The following is a 17462-nucleotide window of genomic DNA, read 5'->3' as shown; positions in this document are numbered from 1 at the left end:
ATTCCGCGCTGTGCCGGCCGGCCCGGGCGCGGCGTCTCCACGGACCTGGTCCGGGCATCGGCCGGTCAGGACCGGCGGCGGGTCGCCGAGGCCTGGAGCGTGGGCCGGCGGACCACCGCGATCCGGTCGCCCCGGGCGCGCAGCGACGTGCGCCCGCCGCGCCCGCGCCGTACGGTCAGGTCGACGGTGCGCCCGCCCACGCGCACGCCCTCCAGCGTGAGGTCCGGCAGCCACTCCGGCAGGTGCGGGTCGACGAAGATCGTCCGCAGCGGCGCGGCCGGGCGCAGCGCCAGCAGCGCCTGGATCAGCGCGACGACCGCGCTGGCGGACCAGGCCTGCGGGGAGCAGGAGTCCGGGTAGACGCCGGGGTGCGGATGGGCGTCGTCGCGGGGCAGTCCGCTGAGCACCTCCGGCAGGCGGTGCTCCGTGAAGAGCGCCGCCGCGGAGAACATCCCCTCCGCGAGCCGGTGCAGGTGCTCCCAGCAGCCGTACCGGGCCAGCCCCAGGCCGATCGTGCCCGCCTCGACCGGCCAGACGCTGCCCCGGTGGTAGCTGAACGGGTCGTACGCCGGGTGCGCCGAGGACAGGGTGCGCACCCCCCAGCCACTGAACATGTCGGGGGCGAGCAGCCGGTCGGCGACCAGGGGCGCGATGCGGGCGGGCACGATCCCGGTGGCCAGCAGGTGGCCGTCGTTGGAGTTGACCGAGCGCACCTGCCGCTTGTCCGGCCCCAGCGCCAACGCGTGGCAGCCCCGGTCCGGCATCCAGTAGGCCCGGTGGAAGCGGCGCCGCAGGGCGGCGGCCCGCCGGATGAGCCCGGCGCCGTACGCGGGGTGGCCGGCCGCGGCGAACACCACCCCGGCGTGCCGCAGCGCGGCGTACCAGTAGGCCTGCAACTCGCTGGTCGCGATCGGGTTCGGCACCACCTCGCCGTGCTCGTCGACGATGGCGGTGTCCGAGTCCTTCCACCCCTGGTTCTTCAGGCCGGCGGGGGACCGGCGGTGGTATTCGAGGAAGCCGTCCCGGTCGAGGTCGCCGAACCGGTCGATCCAGCCCAGCACGCGCCGCGCGGTCGGCAGCAGCTCCCGTACCGTGTAGAGGTCCCCGGTCCAGGCCAGGTACTGGCCGAGGAAGACCAGGAAGTCCGGCGCGGTCGACCAGTCGCCGTAGTAGCCGTCGAACGGGTCGATCCCGAGCGCGGACACCGGCCCCCGCCGGGCCTCGTGCAACGGCTTGCCGGGTTCCTCGTCGCGCCAGTCGTCGACGCGCCGCCCGAGGTGGTGGGCGTTGAGCCGCAGGCTGTCCGCCAGCATCGTCGACCCGGCGAGCAGCGACTGCCACGAGGCGGTCATCGTGTCGCGGCCGAAGATCTCCTGGTAGATGGGCAGGCCGGCCATGGGCGCCGTGGGGCCCTCCGGTTCGCCCAGCGGCAGCACGGACAGGTCGTCGACCGCGCACCGCCAGGCGGCGGTGACGTCGAAGTTGCTGCTGGCGAGCCGCGCGAGTTCGCGGGCCAGGGTGCCCCGGGCGCGCGCGGCCGCGTCGTCCGGCTCGGCGAAGGTCGGCGGCGGCGCGGCGAGGCGCTGCCCGTCGAAGACGGGTTCGACGAGGAGTTCCACCCGGCGGGACCCCCGGGGCGGCACCGCGAGGTCGACCGTCAGGGCGGCATCGGCGTACCGGACGGGCGTGTCGGCCCGTACGCCGATCGCCACCGCCCGGTCGAGGCCGTCGCACCGGTAGGCCAGGCGGAGCTCCCGGTCCCGGTCGTCCCAGCTCGCGTCGACCGTGCCGGACTGCACCCGGCGGCCGGTCTCGGCCTCGCTGGTGTCGGCGAAGTCGGCGGCGAGGTGGATCCGCAGCCGCAGGTCCAGCGGCACGGCCGCGTAGCTGACCACGGTCAGCCGGGTCCGCAGCCCCGCGCCGACGAAGCGCTCCACCAGCAGGTAGGCCGCGCGGGAGGGCAGCGTGTCGCCGTCGCCGAGGGCGGCGTACGAGAGCTGGGCGTGCCCCGCCACGTTGGCCGTGCTGAACGGGACCGGCTCGCGGCCGTCCACGCTGAGGCGTTCCGTGCTGAGCACCCGGGTGTTGCGGGCGAAGAAGCCCTGCGGGCCGGCGCCCGTGATCCGGCCGCGCACGTCGGTCACCAGGGTGCTCCAGCCGCTCGCCACGTAGAGCAGGTCCGGGCGGACGCGCAGGTTCCGGACCCGGGTCATCGCGGCCGGGGCGGGCTCGGGCGGGCGCGCCGGGCGGGGCGGGCGGGCCGTGGGTGCGCGGGCGGCGACAGCATCGGGTGCACCCCTCCGGCCGGCGGCTGCGGGCCGGGGCGCACCGCCCGGGCCCGCCGGACAGCGGTCCCTACCCGTTCGCGCCGCCGCTACACCTCGTCAGTCCCGGGGCTGGCCGATGTTCACCATCCAGCCGATGCCGTAGCGGTCGACGCACATGCCGAACTCGTCGCCCCACATCTGCTTCTCCAGCGGCACGGTCACCGTGCCGCCGTCGGCGAGCTGCTCCCAGTAGCCGCGCAGCTCGTCGGCGTCGTCGCCGCTGAGGCTCACGGAGACGTTGTTGCCGGGGTCGTGCTCCATGCCCGGCGCGGTGTCCGAGCCCATCAGGGTGAAGCCCCGGTCGGTCTCCAGCATCGCGTGCATGATCTTGTCGACCAGCGCGGGGTCGTCGGTGCCCATCGCGCCGAAGGTGCTCGTCGACAGCGAACCGCCGAACACGCGCTGGTAGAACTCCATCGCCTCCCGCGCGTTGCCCGGGAAGCTGAAGTACGGGTTGAGTCGAGACGCCACAGCACCCTCCTCCGGTCGCGACGGACCCATCGTCGCAGATCAGGGGCCTGGCGGAGGTGAGGTGCGACCGCGTTTCGCCGGCCCGCCGGTGCGTCCGCCCCGGCGGGCCGGCGGCGGTGGTCAGTGGCGGAACGACCGGCGTACGACGCCGCCGACGACCGCGCACCAGGTGTCGAGGTCCAGCTTGCCGTGCGCGGGCAGGCGGTGCAGACGCTGGACGTCCTTGACGGCCGTCCTGGTCGCGTGGTCGTACTCGCCGGTGACGGCAACCTCGGGGTAGCCCCGGTAGTTGAGCAGGAACTGCGCGGCGGTGACAGGCGCGCCGCTGGCGTGGGCGCCCAGCTCCGGCACCAGGGTCTCCCAGGTGGGCGCGGTGAGGGTGGCGTCGACGTCGACCGGGATGCCGTTGCGGTACTGCCAGTCCTGCACCGCGGCGACGGTGGCGGCGTCGAAGACGCTGTTGACGGGCACGGTGTAGCCGCGGTGGGCCAGCAGGTACTGCACCACCCGGACGCTGGGGGAGCCGACGAAGCGCCACAGGTCCGGCCAGCGGCGGGCCGGCACGTCGGCGAGGTCGGTGCCGAGGGCCTCGAAGACCCGGCGGCGCAGGGCGGGGAACTGCCCGTAGAAGGCGGCCCCGGGGCACAGGGTGGTGCGGAAGTCCCAGTGGCCGAAGATGTCGTGGGCGTGCAGCCCGTACCGCCGGCAGATGGTCGCGCAGAGCGTGACCAGCGAGTCCAGCAGGGCCTCCGGCGGGGTCTCGGTGACGTACGTGCCCTCGTTCTCGATGCCGATGGCCCGGCCGTTCTCGCCCGGGCAGTGCGCCGAGATCATCTGCCGGTCGCCGGCGTGCAACCGCTCCAGGCTGCCCCGGCGTCCCTCCATGACGTACCCGCCGCGGCTGATCGTGAAGTGCTGGCCGGTGTCGGACCAGCCGTTGCCGTCCATGTGCAGGTTCTGGCAGTCGCGGGCCAGCTTGACCGCCTGCGCCTCGGAGTAGTCGGTGACGTTCGGGAACGCCATGTGGTGCACGATGATCTTGTTGGTGGGGATGGCGCTGACCGCCAGCGGGTCGGCCGGCGGGCGCGCGCCCCACTCGTCGCAGCTGTAGATCCAGTCCAGGTCGGCGCCGGGGTCCGCCTGCCCGGCGGTGGGGAGGGCGAGTTGGCTGCCGACGACCGCGACCGTGGCGGCGCCGAGGCCGGCCCGCAGCAGGGTCCGGCGGTCCAGTGCGGAACTCTCGACGTGCATGGCGTCTCTCCTCTGCGGCCGGAGGTGGGGGCGGGGGCGGCCCCGTGAAAAGGAACTCCAGGCGTCGCGTGTGCAGTGGAGGATATTGCCAAGCGTCGGCCGGGCGCTAGAGCACCTGGGAGAGGAAGCGGCGCAGCCGGGGATGCTCGGCCCGCTCGAAGATCGCGGCCGGCTCGCCGGCCTCCAGCACCACGCCGCGGTCCATGAACGCCACGGTGTCGGCGACCTCGCGGGCGAAGCCCATCTCGTGGGTGACCACCACCATCGTCATGCCCCCGGCGGACAACTCGGCCATCAGCCCGAGCACCCCCTTGACCAGCTCCGGGTCCAGGGCGGAGGTCGCCTCGTCGAAGAGCATCACCTGCGGGCGCAACGCCAGCGCGCGGGCGATCGCGACCCGCTGCTGCTGCCCGCCCGACAGGTGCGCCGGGCGGGCGTCGGCCTTGGCCGCCAGTCCCACCAGCTCCAGGTGTTCGCGGGCGACGGCCACCGCCTCGTCCTCACCGAGCTTGCGGATGCGGCGCAGCGCGAGGGTGACGTTGCGCAGCACGCTCATGTGCGGGAAGAGGTTGAACTGCTGGAAGACCATGCCGATCCGCTGCCGCAGGGCGTCCGGGTCGTCGGCCAGCACGCTGCGCCCGTCCAGCAGCACGTCGCCACGGTCGGGCTCGATCAGCCGGTTGATCGTGCGCAGCAGGGTGGACTTGCCCGACCCGGACGGGCCGATCACGCAGGCCGTCGCCCCGCGCGCCACGTCCAGGTCCACCCCGCGCAGCACCCGGTGTGACCCGAAGGCCAGGTGCACGTCGCGGACGCTCAGGCTCACCGAGGTCGTCGTGTCGATGCTCATCGCTGGTTCCCTCCCGCCGCGCCCGGCAGCGCCAGGTCGAGGTCGTCGTCGCCGTCAGCGGGCGCGGCGGCCTGCCGGCCGTGCCGCAGTCGCCGGTCGATCCAGTTGACGGCGTGCGTCAGCGGAACCGTCAGCGTCAGGTAGAACAGCCCGGCCAGCAGCAGCGCCGACTGGTTGCCGGTGTTCGCCGCGTAGTCCTGCCCGATCCGGAACAGCTCCCGCTGGCTGGCCAGCAGGCCGAGGAAGTAGACCAGGCTGGAGTCCTTGATCAGCGCGATCAGCTGGTTCACCCAGGCCGGCAGCACCCGCCGGATCCCCTGCGGCACGATCACCAGGCGCATCGCCTCGCCCCAGGACAGACCCAGCGCCCGGGCCCCCTCCAGCTGGGCGGCCTCCACCGACTGGATGCCGGAGCGGAAGATCTCGCCGATGTAGGCCGCCGCGATCAGCGACAGCGCCAGGATGCCCAGGGGATACGGGTTGGGCCCCCACACCTGCATGCCCAGCGGCGCCAGGCCGACGCCGATGAGCAGGATCGTCGCCGCGGCGGGCAGGCCGCGGAACACGTCGGTGTAGACCCGCGCCGGCCACCGCAACCATCGGGTACGCGAGATGCCCGCGACGGCCAGCGCCATGCCCAGCACCGAGCCGAGCAGGGCGGCGGAGATCGCCAGGATCAGCGTGTTGGGCAGCCCCACCGTCAGCATCTCGGGCAGCGCCTCGCGCATGGAGTCGGCGTCGAAGAAGGTCTCCCACAGGGTGCTCAACGGATCCATCGTCGCTCCTACCGCCCCGCTCGCTCGTCGTCCGTCCGTCTCAGGAGGTGGCCGACGCCGACGGCACCGCGACCGTGCCGCTGCCCGGCGTGAAGTCGGCCGGGATCGGACGGCCCGGGTAGTACTGGGCCTGCAGGCGGCTCCACGTGCCGTCCGCGATCACCTCGTCGAGGCCCTTGTCGAGCGCCTCGCGCAGCTTGTCGTTGCCCTTGGCGAACGCGTACGCCGTCGGGGCCGGGCTGAGCAGCTTGGCCGCCACGGTGATCTTGCCGGCGCTGTCGGCGGCCGACTTGTCGCCGATCTCGGCGGGGGCGATCCAGGCGTCGGCCGTGCCGGCCTTGAGCTGGTTGATCGCGCCGTTGTAGTCGGGCACCCGGACCGGGTCGAGCCCCTCGCCGGTGGCGTAGTCGTCCTGGACGGTGCCCTGCACGACCACGACCCGCTTGCCGGCGAGCTGGTCGAAGCCGGTGATCGACGAGCCGGCCGGCACGTCGAGTCCGAAGTGGCCGAAGTCGTAGCCGTTGCCGAAGTCGACGGTCTTCCTGCGCGCCTCCGTGATCGTGATCGAGGAGCTGCCGACGTCGAACTTGCGGTTGTTCACCTGGGAGAGCAGGGCGGAGAAGTCGGTGCCGACGAACTCCACCTTGAGGCCGACCTTCCCGGCGACCGCGACGAGCAGGTCGTTGTCGAAGCCGGTGAACTTGCCGTCCTTGAGGTAGACGTTCGGCGGGGCGTCGGTGAGCGTGCCGGTGCGCAGCACGCCCGGCTGGAGCAGGCCGTACGGGTTGTCGGCCGCGCCGGCCGCGTCGTCGCCGCAGGCGGTCAGGGTGGTGGCGGCCAGGACGGCGGCCACGCCGAGGGCGGCGGCGCGGGTGAGGGAGGAAATGATTCGCACAGGTGTCTCCGATGAGGTGTCTGCGGCGACGGGCACGGGGCGCGCGTCACCGACGGTGCGCCCGGTGGGCGTACCGCTGGAATGGTGCGGGGAAAGAAGGGGTGGCGCGGCTAGCGCGCGTCGCCGGGGCGACAGGAGGTGGCGCAGACCCGCATCATGTCGATGTGGCGGCGCCGGATCAGCGCCGGCGACGTCGGGGCCACGGCGGGGACCGCCGGTGGGGCGCAGATGCGGACGGGCATGGCTCTCCTCGGTCGGGACGACCTGGGAACCAGGCCGCGCTTGCACCGGAGCCGCTCCGGTGCCTGGTCCTCACCCGGGGCACCCCTGCGCGGACGAGGGTTGCCGGCCAGCGAGCCGGGGCTTGACGCTGGCGCTCATGACCTGCCGACGAGGCTAGCAGCCCGCCACGGTGGGGCGTCCAGCCGCTATGACCACCCTCACGCGCGCCTTCGGGTGGTCACTCCTCGATCGCCCCGCCGACCTGCCGCAGGTGCTGCCGGAAGGTGTGGGCGGGGTCGGCGGCGCGGCGGGCCAGGTAGTCGGCGAAGGCGGTCTGCTCCCGCAGCGTCTCCCCGGCGCGGATCCGCCGCGCCTGGACCCGCTCGACGGTCCCGATGCGCTCCGCCGCCGCGAACAGCTCCGCGGCCCGCGCGGCGGGCACGAACAGCACCCCGTCGTCGTCGGCGACGACGAGGTCGTCGGCGGTCACCACGTGCGGCCCGACCCGGGCGCTGGTGAGCGTCTCCGGCTCCCGCGCGTCGAGGCGGGCCGGGCCCGCCGGGAGGCTGCCGTAGCTGAAGACGGGCAGGTCGATCTCCACCAGCTCGGGCGTGTCCCGGTGCAGGCCCCAGACGACGAGCCCGGCGATGCCGGCCTCGACGCCCTCCAGCACCGCCAGGTCCCCGACGCACGCCTCGTCGCTCCGGCCGCCGTTGTCGATCACGAGCACGTCGCCCGGGATCGCGTTCTCGTACGCCTCCAGGAACACGTCCACGCTGCCGTGGTGGCGCACCGGCAGCGCCCGGCCCACGAGGCGGTGACCGGGGACGACCGCCCGGATCCCGGCCGGCGCCGCGCGCGGGGGCACGCCGAGGCGTACGCAGGCGTCGGCGATCAGCGGCGTGGACAGGTCGGCGAAGCGCTCCCGCATGACGTCCTCCCGGCGGTGCGGCGAGTCGTGGGCCGTCATCGTAGGGCGGCCGGTCGGCGCGGTGGCCAGGGCCAATCCGGCGCGGCTGGCCCCCACCGGTGGCGGCGTTCGGGTCTAGACTGTCCAGCGTGATCCCACCGCATGCCGTCGCCGCCGCGCACGGTCTCTGGATCACCCCGGACCTCCCGCTCTACGGCGACGGTCACGACCGCTCCGACTACGTTCCCTGACCGGCCCGGCACTCCACCGCCCACCGGTCCATCTCCGCCACGCTCGGGAGCGCTCAGTCATGCCCGGATCCGATCACCGCCAACTCGTACCGCCCGCCGACCACCCGCCCGCCGACCCCACCGACACCTCCGCCCTCGCCGTGCTGCGGGCGCCGCAGACCGCCCGGGTCCTGGCGGCCAGCCTGCTCGGCCGGCTCCCGCTCGGCGCGGCACCCCTGGCCCTGCTCGTCTTCGCCCGCGAGACGATGACGCTGACCGTCGCGGGCCTGCTGGTCGGCGCGTTCACCGCCGGCACCGCCGTGGGCCAGCCGATGCTCGCCCGGATGGCGCAGCGCTGGCGGCAGCCGCCGGTGCTGTGGCTCTCCGTGGCGGCGTCGACGATCGGCTTCGCCCTCACCGCCGCGCACGTCAACCTGCCGGTCACCGTGTGCGCCGCCGCCCTGGCCGGGGCGGGCGCGCCGCCGTTCGAGTCGTGCCTGCGGGTGCTCTGGCGCGACCTGCTCCCCGCGCACCGGGTGCAGACCGCGTACACCCTGGACATCGCCGTCCAGGAGCTGATCTTCATCCTCGGCCCGGTGGTCACGCTCGCCGCCGTGGGCCTGGCCGGCCCGACCGGCGGTCTGGCCGCCGCCGCGGGCTTCCAGGCCGCCGGCACCGCGTGGTTCGCCACGACCGACGCGGTCCGGCGCTGGCGGGGCGAGCCGGCGGTACGCCACTGGGCCGGGCCGCTGCGCGCCGGCCGGCTCCGACTGGTCCTCGGGGCGCTGCTGCTGGTGGGCGCGGCGGTGGGGAGCGTGACAGTCGCCGCGACCGGATACGCCGAGGCGGCCGGGGCCCGGTCCTGGGCGGGCTGGCTGCTCGCCGCGCAGGCCACCGGGGCGCTGGTCGGCGGCCTGCTCTACGTGCGCTTCGGCGGACTGCGCCGGCACGCCACGCTGCCGCGCGTGGTCGGCGTCTTCGCCGCCGGCTACCTGCCGTTGCTGCTCACCCCGGCCCCGCCCGCGATGCTGGCGCTGATGGCGGTCAGCGGGCTCGCGCTGCCGGCGCTGCTGACCATCGCCTTCGTCGCGATCGACGACGTGGCGCCCACCGGCACGGTGGCCGAGGCGTTCGCCTGGGCGGCGACGGCGTTCTCGGTGGGCAGCGCGGGCGGCGCGGCGGTGACCGGCGTGGTGCTGGACGCGGCTGGCGAGGTGACCATCGGCTTCCTGATCGCCCCGCTGAGCGCCGTCGCGGCGTGCGGGATCGCGCTGGTGGCCGCCCGCCTGTCCGGCAGCGGCAGGTCGGCCGGCTGATCCGACGGGCCGGCCGGCCACCCGCTGCGCCGGGACTACTTCCCGGCGCAGCGGGAAAGGGGCGGCCCGGGGAGCCGTTCGGATCGGGGGTGCCGTGGAAGCGGTCGTGGTCGGCGTGGTGATCGTGGCCGTGCTCCTGGCGCTCGTCGGCGCGCTGAGCGTCCGGCTGGTGCAGCAGTACCAGCGCGGCGTCGTCTTCCGCTTCGGTCGGGTGCTGACGCCGGTCCGGGAGCCCGGCCTGCGGCTGATCGTCCCGGTCGCCGACCGGATGGTCCGGGTCAGCATGCAGACGACCGTCATCGGGGTGCCCCCGCAGGGGGCGATCACCCGGGACAACGTCACCCTCACCGTCGACGCGGTGGTCTACTACCGGGTCGTCGACCCGGTGAAGGCGCTGGTGAACGTCCACGACTACCCCTCGGCCGTGCTCCAGGTGGCACAGACCGCCCTGCGTTCGGTGATCGGCAAGGCCGACCTGGACACCGTGCTCGGCGACCGGGACCGGGTCAACGCCGAGCTGAAGGCGGTCATCGACGCGCCGACGGAGGGGCCGTGGGGGCTGCTGATCGAGCGGGTCGAGGTCAAGGACGTCGCGCTGCCCGAGGGGATGAAACGGTCGATGTCCCGCCAGGCCGAGGCGGAACGCGAACGCCGCGCCCGGGTGATCGCCGCCGACGGCGAGTACCAGGCGTCCCGCCGGCTCGCCGACGCGTCCCGGGCGATGGCGAACACGCCGGGGGCCTACCAGCTGCGGCTGTTGCAGACGGTGGTGGACGTGGCGGCCGAGAAGAACAGCACCCTGGTGATGCCGTTCCCGGTGGAGCTGCTGCGCTTCTTCGACAAGTTCACCCGCGACGCGGAGCCACCGGCGGCGCAGCGCCCGGAACCCGCCGCGCCGGTGCCCGGTGACGGCCACCGGCGCCCGCAGGCCTGACCCCGGGCGGCGGGCAGGCTCTCAGACCCCCGCCGCCGACTCCGTGGCCGGCTCGCCCGGCTGCGCGGGTACGACCGCCGTCGGCAGCCGCGGCATCGTGAACACGAAGCGGGTCCCGTCGCGGTACGCCTCGTCCAGGCTCAACGTGCCGCCGTGGAACTCGACGACCTTCTTGCACACCGCGAGCCCGATGCCGGTGCCCGGGTACGTGCCACGGGGGTGCAGGCGCTGGAAGATGACGAAGATCTTCTCGGCGTAGCGGGGGTCGATGCCGATGCCGTTGTCCTCGACGGCGAAGGACCAGTCCTGCGGGGTGTCCGTCACCGTCACCCGGATCAGCGGCGCCCGGTCGGGGCTGCGGAACTTGACCGCGTTGCCCAGCAGGTTCTGCCAGAGCATGGTCAGCAGGGTCGGCTCGCCCCGCACGGTGGGCAGCGGGTCGCGCGTGATCGTCGCGCCGGACTCGTCCACCGCCCGGGACAGGTTCGACTCGGCCTGCGCGAACACCTCGGCCAGGTCGACCTCCCGCAGCTCGCCGTAGACCCGGCCGATCCGGGAGAACGTCAGCAGGTCGTTGATCAGCTCCTGCATCCGGCTGGCCCCGTCGACGGCGAAGCCGATGTACTGCCGGGCGCGGTCGTCGAGCTGGTCGGCGTAGCGGCGCTCCAGCATCTGGCAGAACGACGCCACCTTGCGCAGCGGCTCCTGCAGGTCGTGCGACGCGACGTACGCGAACTGCTCCAGGTCCTCGTTGGAGCGACGCAGCTCGGCCGCCTGCTGTTCCAGGGCGTCCCGGTCGTGCTGGCTGCGCTCCCACGCCTCCACCACGGTGCGGCGCATCGTCTCCACGTCACTGGTCAGCCGGGCGATGTCGGCGGGGCCGTCGGGCCGCAGCCGGTGCCGGAAGTCGCCGCCCGCCACCTGCCGCACCGAGGCCCCCAGCCGGTCCAGCGGGCGCAGCACCCTCGTGCGCACCAGCACGGATCCGACGATCCCGCACAGCAGCAGAGCAGCCAGGATCGCCACGAAGGTCAGGTCCCGCAGCGCCCGGGCCCGGTCGAGGTCGTCCCGGCCGGCGTCCCGGATCCCGTCGAGGCGGGCGACCAGCCCGGTCAGCTCGGCGCGTACCGCCGCGAAGGTCTCCGCGTCCCCGGTCACCAGCGGCGCCAGCTCCTGCGGCGTCCCGCCGGCCTGCCGGGAGGCGACCAGGCGTTCGGCGAACTCCGTGCGCCAGCGGTCGGCCAGCCGCTGCGCCCGGTCCAGGTCGGCCAGCGCCTCCGGCTCGCCGGCGAGCAGCTCGCGCAGCCGGGACATGGTCACGCGTTCGCTCTCGACGCCCCGCCGGTACGCCTCGAGGAAGCGCGGGTCGGCGGTGACGACGTGGCCGCGTACGGCCGCCGCCTGGGCGAGCAGGCCGCTGTCGAGCTGGCCGACCGCCGTACGGGCCGGGGCGACCTGGTCGGCGAGGTGGTTGGAGACCGCGGCGGTGTGCCTCAGCGCGGCGGCGCCGGCGCCCCCGCCGAGCAGGACCAGGGCCGTCATCGTCAGCAACAGGACAGTGAGCCACCGCCGGGTCGTCATCGGCCGACGGGTCGCTGCCTCGGGAGTCGCCTCGCTGCCCACGGCCTGCACCCTAGTCCAGCCGGCCCGGCCGGGAGCGCCGTGGCGCGGGTGCGGTTGCCGGCGGGTGGTACCAGTGACGTGTGTCCGTAACCGACCATGCCGCCACCCGCCGGGACCGCCCGGACGTCCGGGGGCCGGAAGCAGCCGTTGCGCCGATGGCCGCGCCGGCTCCCGCGACCACAATGGCGACCGGGGGACGGCCCCACCGTCCCCGGAGCGGAGAGGTGAACGCGTGACCGGCTGGCAGGTCTCCGGCTACCGTCCGGTGCGGCAGCTCGGCGCCGGCGCGTCCGGCCGGGTGGACCTCGCCGTGCACGAGGCGACCGGCACCCAGGTGGCGATCAAGTACCTCACCGGCGGCATCGGCGACGATCCGACGTTCCGCACGGCGTTCCGCGCCGAGGCCCGGCTGCTGGCCGGCATCGACGACCCGCACGTCTCGCGCCTCTACGAGTACGTCGAGTCGCCCGGCGGCGCGGCGATCGTCATGGAACTGGTCAATGGCGTGTCGCTGCGGCAGCTGCTGCGCGCGCACGGAGCGACGACGCCGGAGTCGGCGCTCTGCGTCCTCAAGGGCTCGCTGGCCGGGCTCGGCGCGGCGCACGCCCGGGGCGTCGTGCACCGCGACTACAAGCCGGAGAACGTCCTGGTCACCACCGAGGGCGCCAGCAAACTGGCCGATTTCGGCATCGCCATGCCGGTGGGTGAGAGCTCCGGGGTCAGCGTCACCGGCACGCCCCGCTACATGGCCCCCGAGCAGTGGACGGGCGCCCCGGCGAGCCCGGCCTGCGACATCTACGCGGCCACCGCCACCTTCTACGAGTGCCTCACCGGCCGCCCGCCCTTCGACGGGCGGGACCTGCTCACCCTGCGCCAGCAGCACGCCCACGCGCCGATCCCCACCGACCCGGCCCCCGAGCCGGTGCACGAACTGCTGCGGCACGGCATGGCCAAGCAACCGGCCTTGCGGCCCCAACCCGCCCAGGTCTTCCTCGCCGTCCTGGAGCGGGTGGCGGCCGACGCGTACGGGCGGCGGTGGGAGGAGCGTGGCCTGCGCGAGCTGGCCCGGCGGGCGGCCCTGCTCGCCGCACTCCTGCCGTTCCCGGACGGCACCGGCGGGGCCACCAGCCTGGCCAGCACCGCGTTCGGCGAGGCGACGGACCGGTGGACGTGGCTGCGGTCCGGCCGGGCCCGCGCGGCGCTGGTCGGCGGCGGGCTGGCGGCGGCGCTGCTGCTCGGCGGCGCCGGGTTCAGCTACGCCGGCCGCGACGAGCCGCTGCCCGCCGCCGGGACGACCGCACCCGAGGCGCCGGTCGAGCCGACGGATGCACCGTCCGCGTCGGCCCCCGCGCCGAGCCCGACGGCCGGGACGACGCCCACCCCGACCGCTACCGTCGCACCCACGGCGACGACGGCCGCACCGGAGCCGGCCGGCCCCGGCGCGCCGACGACGTCGGCCCCCGCCTCGCCGACCGCGTCGGCCAGCGCCAGCGCCGCGCCGGCGGACACCGTCGCGCCCTCCGTCGGCAGGGTCGCGGCCAGCCCGAACGAACTCGACCCGCGCGGCTGCCCGTACGGGCCGACGTCCAGCACGATCTCCGCGGTCGTCACCGACGACCGTACGGCCACCGGGGAGCTGAGGGTGAGCCTGCGGTACACGCTGGACGGCCGCACCACCGAGGTGCCCATGGCGTCGGGCGGGCGCGGGGTGTTCCGGGGCGTCCTGGGCGAGCTGCCCCAGCCGAAGACCAGCACCCGGATCCCGGTCCGGGTCGTCGCCGTGGACGAGGCCGGCAACGCCTCGCCCGAGGGCTCGCCGGTGCACGTGACGCTGCGCTCGTTCTGCACGCCGGGCTGACGCCCGACACTTCGATGCCGACCACGACGACGGAGGGCGGGCCGCCGTGACCCAGCCGAACGACCCGACCGAGGCGTTGCCCGCCCGCCGCCAGCCGGACGACGGCGCGGCGACCGTACGCCTGAACGTCCACCCGCCGCAGCCACAGGCGGAGCCCACCGCGCACCTGCCTTCGCGCGACGCGACGGTGCACCTGGCCGGTGGGCAGCCGACCGCGCGCCTTGCCTCCGATGAGGCGACCGTGCGCCTGGCGGCGGGGGAGCCGACGGCCTCCCTGGCCCACGGTGCGGCGACCGTGCGCCCGGACCTCGGCGAGGCGACGATGCCGCAGCGCGCCCTGGGCGGGCCACCCGGGCCGTGGCCGGCGGCGCGGCACGCACCGGGGGAGTGGACCGCCCGGGCGACGGCCACGGAGGTCGGGCACGTGGCCGGTGCCGGGCGCACCACCGCGCCCGGTCCGGGGACGCCGCCCGGCGGGCCCGCCGCCGCGCCCGGCGGGGAGGTGCGGTTCGGTCCGGGCGTGCCGACGACCCCGCCACCGGCACCCGCGTGGCCGGCGCCGCCGCGACGGCGCTCGGCGTGGCGGACGGTGGCCTCGGTGCTGTCGACCCTGCTGACCGTCGCGCTGCTCGCCGCCGTGGGCCTGTACCTCTGGCAGCGGATCAGCCCGCTCGAGGTGACCGGGGTGACGGTGGCGGTTCCGCAGCCGGCCGGCGACCGGTGCGACGTCACCGTCGACGTGGTCGCCACCGTGTCGACGAACGGCCGGGCGGGGGAGATCCGCTACCAGTGGCTGCGCACCGGCAGCGCGCCGGGCAGCCTGCTCACCGAGCGGGTCGGGTACGGCCAGCGCACCGTCGAGTTGACGCTGCGCTGGACCTTCAGCGGCGTGGGCAGCACGACCGAGACGGCCACGGTCAACATCACCTCACCGGCTCCGGTGCAGGCCCAGACCCCGGTGTCCTACGGCTGCCGGCGCCGCTGACCGGGCGTTTCCCCGGTCGCCGCCGGGGGTAGGTCGGGCCGGACGAACCCGGATGCCGTGTGGAGGAATTCCGATGAGAGACAACTTCGGCGACGCGGTGGGGGACGCCCTCCGGTCGGTGATGCTGTTCCTGCCCAAGGCCGTCGCCTTCGTGGCGATCCTGGTGGCCGGCTGGCTGATCGCCAAGGCCGTGCTGAAGATCGTGGACAAGGTGCTGGAGCGGGTGGGCTTCGACCGTGCCGTGGAACGCGGTGGGGTCCGCCGGGCCCTGGCCCGCTCCCGGTACGACGCCAGCGACATCGTCGCCAAGCTGGCCTACTACGGGGTGCTGCTGGTGACCCTCCAGCTGGCCTTCGGCATCTGGGGGCCGAACCCCATCTCCGACCTGATCGCTGGTGTGATCGCCTGGCTGCCCCGCGCCTTCGTCGCGATCGTCATCGTCGTGGTCGCCGCCGCCATCGCCAACGCGGTGAAGGACATCATCAGCGGCGCCCTCGGCGGGCTGTCGTACGGCCGGCTCCTGGCCACCATCGCCTCCGTGTTCATCCTCGGCCTGGGCGTCATCGCCGCGCTCAACCAGATCGGCGTGGCCACCGCGGTCACCACTCCGGTGCTGATCGCGGTGCTGGCCACCGTCGGCGGCATCCTCGTCGTCGGGGTCGGCGGCGGGCTGATCCGTCCCATGCAGAGCCGCTGGGAGTCGTGGCTGAGCCGGGCCGAGCAGGAGTCGCGGCTGATCGCCACGCACGCGCGCGCCTACCAGGCCGGACGCCGCGACAGCGAGGCCCACCTCGCCGCGGCGGCCACGCACGGCGGCGACCCGGACGCCACGCAGGTGGTCTCGGGCCCGCGCGTCGACACCGACCCGGAGGCCACCCAGGTGGTCTCCGCCCCGCGCGTCGGGGCGGACCCGGACGCCACGCAGGTGGTCTCCGGTCCCCGCGCCGACACCGACCCGACCGTGCCCGTGCCGCGACAGGGCGACCCGGACGCCACCCGGGTCACCTCGGGCGGCGCCGCCGTCCCGGACCGCCCGGCCGGCGAGGACAGCGAGGCCACCATGGTGATCCCGCCGCTGGAGGGCGAGCAACGCCGCCGCTGACCACACCGCCGGGATGGGATCCACATCGGATCCCACCCCGGCGTGTGTCCGGCGAAGGGCGTGACGGCCCGGGCCGGCGCGGCTACCATCGCGGCATGACGTGGCGATGTTGATGCACTGCTAGGGGCCACTGCCGTGGGCCGCCGCGGTCGCCGTACGTCCGGCGTCCGCTTCGTCCTCACGGGAAGGTCCCATGACTGTCCACCCTCCGCGCGCGTCCGACGCGCGCGTCCGCCGGCTGGCGGCCACCCTCTACGGGTACGCGTTCCTCGGCGAACTCGTCCTGCTCTATCCGCTGTACGCGCTGCTGTTCAGCGACACCGGCCTGTCGGTGTGGCAGATCTCGTCGCTGTTCGTGATCTGGTCGGCCGCCAGCATCCTGCTGGAGGTGCCCTCCGGCGCGTTCGCCGACGCGGTCTCCCGGCGGCTGCTGCTCAGCCTCGCGCCGGTGCTCACCGCTGCCGGCTTCGCCCTCTGGGTGCTCGTGCCCTCGTACCCGGCCTTCGCCGTCGGGTTCGTGCTCTGGGGCGCCGGCGGGGCGCTCGCCTCGGGCTCGCTGGAGGCGCTGGTCTTCACCGAACTCGACCGCCTGGGCGCCGCCGGCCGCTACGCCCGCGTCATCGGCCGGGCGAAGACGGCCGGGACGATCGGCGTGCTCGCCTCGATCCTGCTGGCCGGCCCCGTGTTCGCCGTCGGCGGCTACCCGGCCGTCGGTGTGGCGAGCGTGCTCGCCTGCCTGCTCGCCGCCGCCGTCGCCACCCGCTTCCCCGAACACCGCCGACCCGAGACCGCCGCCGCCGACGCTGAATCCGTCCGGGCCGACGCCGCGCCCGCTGATCTCGACGCCGCCCCCGCCCTCGCCGTGGGCGACGGCGGACCGGACGGGATCGGGCGTGACGGGGGACCGGACAGGCCCGGGCGCGACGGTGGGGCGGACGACGACGAGGACCTCGGCTGGTGGGCGAGCCTGCGCGCGGGGCTCGCCGAGGTCCGCGCCGACCGGACCGTGCGCGCGGCGGTGCTGCTGGTCGCGGTCGTCGCGGCGGTCTGGGGCGCCCTCGACGAGTACACCCCGCTGCTGGCCCGGGACACCGGCGTCGGCGAGGCGACCGTGCCGTTGCTGCTCCTGCTCACCTGGCTCGGTGTGGCCGTGGGCGGTCTGCTGGCCCCGGCGGGGGAGCGGCTGACCGCCCGGGGGTACGCCGGTCTGCTGGCGCTGTCGGCCCTGGCCCTGGTCGCGGGGGCGCTGTCCGCCCGGCCGGCCGGCTTCGCGCTGGTCGCGGCCGCGTTCTGCGGCTTCCAGCTCGCCACCGTGCTCGCCGACGCCCGGTTGCAGGCCCGGATCACCGGGGGCAGCCGCGCCACCGTCACCTCGCTGGCCGGGATGGCCACCGACGTGACGGTCATCGCGGTCTACGGCGGCTACGGCCTGCTCGCCACCGGGGCCGGCAACGGGGTCGCGTTCGCGGTGGCCGCGGCGCCGTACCTGATCGTGGCGCTGCTCCTGGTGACCCGCGGGGGCCGCTCGGCCCGCCGCGGGCCGGTGCGGACGACCGCCGGGCACGCCGGCTGACCACGGCCCGGCGGCGGTCCGTGCGACCGCCGCCGGGCCCGTCGCCCGTCAGCCGGAACGACCACCGGTGGCCGTCGAGGTCCCGGAGCGCGCGCCCGCGCAGGCTCGTCGGCGGCGAGTTGCCCGCGCCGGTACGCCG

General features: G+C 75.1%; 14 protein-coding genes, 1 pseudogene and 1 riboswitch. Of the genes and pseudogenes, 6 read left to right on the top strand and 9 right to left on the bottom strand.

The annotated features are described in order from the left end of the window. Positions 1 to 65 precede the first annotated feature (65 nt). The 8 genes from RM555_RS22105 to RM555_RS22070 form a co-directional block, all read right to left on the bottom strand. Positions 66 to 2213, bottom strand: coding sequence for an amylo-alpha-1,6-glucosidase (locus tag RM555_RS22105; RefSeq protein ID WP_311413530.1), 2148 nt, complete (start codon positions 2211 to 2213; stop codon positions 66 to 68). A 171-nt stretch (positions 2214 to 2384) separates the two neighbouring features. Beyond that, positions 2385 to 2798, bottom strand: coding sequence for a VOC family protein (locus RM555_RS22100; protein WP_311413529.1), 414 nt, complete (start codon positions 2796 to 2798; stop codon positions 2385 to 2387). Positions 2799 to 2918: 120 nt separating this feature from the next. Continuing rightward, positions 2919 to 4049 carry a peptidoglycan recognition protein family protein gene (locus tag RM555_RS22095; RefSeq protein WP_311413528.1) on the bottom strand — a complete coding sequence of 377 codons (1131 nt, stop codon included), beginning with the start codon at positions 4047 to 4049 and terminating at the stop codon, positions 2919 to 2921. Positions 4050 to 4155: 106 nt separating this feature from the next. Continuing rightward, complete coding sequence (locus RM555_RS22090; protein WP_151453656.1) at positions 4156 to 4893, bottom strand: amino acid ABC transporter ATP-binding protein; 738 nt, start codon at positions 4891 to 4893, stop codon at positions 4156 to 4158. 2 nt (positions 4894 to 4895) lie between these two features. Continuing rightward, a complete protein-coding gene (locus tag RM555_RS22085; RefSeq protein ID WP_311413527.1) occupies positions 4896 to 5675 on the bottom strand; it encodes an amino acid ABC transporter permease in 780 nt (259 codons plus the stop codon). A 40-nt stretch (positions 5676 to 5715) separates the two neighbouring features. Then, positions 5716 to 6570, bottom strand: coding sequence for an ABC transporter substrate-binding protein (locus tag RM555_RS22080; protein ID WP_311413526.1), 855 nt, complete (start codon positions 6568 to 6570; stop codon positions 5716 to 5718). 110 nt (positions 6571 to 6680) lie between these two features. Beyond that, a complete protein-coding gene (locus tag RM555_RS22075) occupies positions 6681 to 6812 on the bottom strand; it encodes a hypothetical protein (protein ID WP_255474704.1) in 132 nt (43 codons plus the stop codon). 31 nt (positions 6813 to 6843) lie between these two features. Further along, positions 6844 to 6955: riboswitch (SAM riboswitch) on the bottom strand. Positions 6956 to 7030: 75 nt separating this feature from the next. Further along, a complete protein-coding gene (locus RM555_RS22070) occupies positions 7031 to 7723 on the bottom strand; it encodes an RraA family protein (RefSeq protein ID WP_311413525.1) in 693 nt (230 codons plus the stop codon). 289 nt (positions 7724 to 8012) lie between these two features. On the opposite strand from RM555_RS22070, the gene RM555_RS22065 reads away from it, so the two are divergent. Both RM555_RS22065 and RM555_RS22060 read left to right on the top strand, forming a co-directional pair. Then, a complete protein-coding gene (locus tag RM555_RS22065; protein ID WP_311413524.1) occupies positions 8013 to 9248 on the top strand; it encodes an MFS transporter in 1236 nt (411 codons plus the stop codon). 94 nt (positions 9249 to 9342) lie between these two features. Next, positions 9343 to 10182 (top strand): SPFH domain-containing protein, encoded by an 840-nt coding sequence (locus RM555_RS22060; protein WP_311413523.1) that lies wholly within the window; start codon positions 9343 to 9345, stop codon positions 10180 to 10182. A 21-nt stretch (positions 10183 to 10203) separates the two neighbouring features. On the opposite strand, the gene RM555_RS22055 is transcribed toward RM555_RS22060, so the two are convergent. Then, entirely contained in the window at positions 10204 to 11763 is a 1560-nt protein-coding gene (locus RM555_RS22055) for a sensor histidine kinase (RefSeq protein ID WP_311413522.1), read from the bottom strand. A gap of 274 nt (positions 11764 to 12037) precedes the next feature. On the opposite strand from RM555_RS22055, the gene RM555_RS22050 reads away from it, so the two are divergent. From RM555_RS22050 to RM555_RS22035, 4 genes and pseudogenes are all read left to right on the top strand, one after another. After that, positions 12038 to 13663, top strand: coding sequence for a serine/threonine-protein kinase (locus RM555_RS22050; protein WP_311413521.1), 1626 nt, complete (start codon positions 12038 to 12040; stop codon positions 13661 to 13663). Between the two features lie 46 nt (positions 13664 to 13709). After that, the gene (locus RM555_RS22045) at positions 13710 to 14648 is read left to right on the top strand and encodes a hypothetical protein (protein ID WP_311413520.1); all 939 of its coding nucleotides are present in this window, start codon (positions 13710 to 13712) and stop codon (positions 14646 to 14648) included. 52 nt (positions 14649 to 14700) lie between these two features. Then, positions 14701 to 15573, top strand: a pseudogene (locus RM555_RS22040) (membrane protein); the annotation flags it as partial. Between the two features lie 370 nt (positions 15574 to 15943). Then, complete coding sequence (locus tag RM555_RS22035; RefSeq protein ID WP_311413519.1) at positions 15944 to 17323, top strand: MFS transporter; 1380 nt, start codon at positions 15944 to 15946, stop codon at positions 17321 to 17323. The last annotated feature ends 139 nt before the right edge of the window (positions 17324 to 17462 follow it).

This window comes from Micromonospora reichwaldensis (assembly GCF_031845925.1).
GTDB lineage: Bacteria > Actinomycetota > Actinomycetes > Mycobacteriales > Micromonosporaceae > Micromonospora > Micromonospora reichwaldensis.
Note: the sequence above shows the minus strand (reverse complement) of the source record. Positions and strands in the feature narration are given on the sequence as shown.

What these genes read in the sequence shown, in the direction of transcription:
- RM555_RS22105 (WP_311413530.1), bottom strand. Translation starts at nt 2,213, where the DNA reads ATGACCCGGGTCCGGAACCTGCGCGTCCGCCCGGACCTGCTCTACGTG.
- RM555_RS22095 (WP_311413528.1), bottom strand. Translation starts at nt 4,049, where the DNA reads ATGCACGTCGAGAGTTCCGCACTGGACCGCCGGACCCTGCTGCGGGCC.
- RM555_RS22085 (WP_311413527.1), bottom strand. Translation starts at nt 5,675, where the DNA reads ATGGATCCGTTGAGCACCCTGTGGGAGACCTTCTTCGACGCCGACTCC.
- RM555_RS22075 (WP_255474704.1), bottom strand. Translation starts at nt 6,812, where the DNA reads ATGCCCGTCCGCATCTGCGCCCCACCGGCGGTCCCCGCCGTGGCCCCG.
- RM555_RS22070 (WP_311413525.1), bottom strand. Translation starts at nt 7,723, where the DNA reads ATGCGGGAGCGCTTCGCCGACCTGTCCACGCCGCTGATCGCCGACGCC.
- RM555_RS22065 (WP_311413524.1), top strand. Translation starts at nt 8,013, where the DNA reads ATGCCCGGATCCGATCACCGCCAACTCGTACCGCCCGCCGACCACCCG.
- RM555_RS22055 (WP_311413522.1), bottom strand. Translation starts at nt 11,763, where the DNA reads ATGACGACCCGGCGGTGGCTCACTGTCCTGTTGCTGACGATGACGGCC.
- RM555_RS22035 (WP_311413519.1), top strand. Translation starts at nt 15,944, where the DNA reads ATGACTGTCCACCCTCCGCGCGCGTCCGACGCGCGCGTCCGCCGGCTG.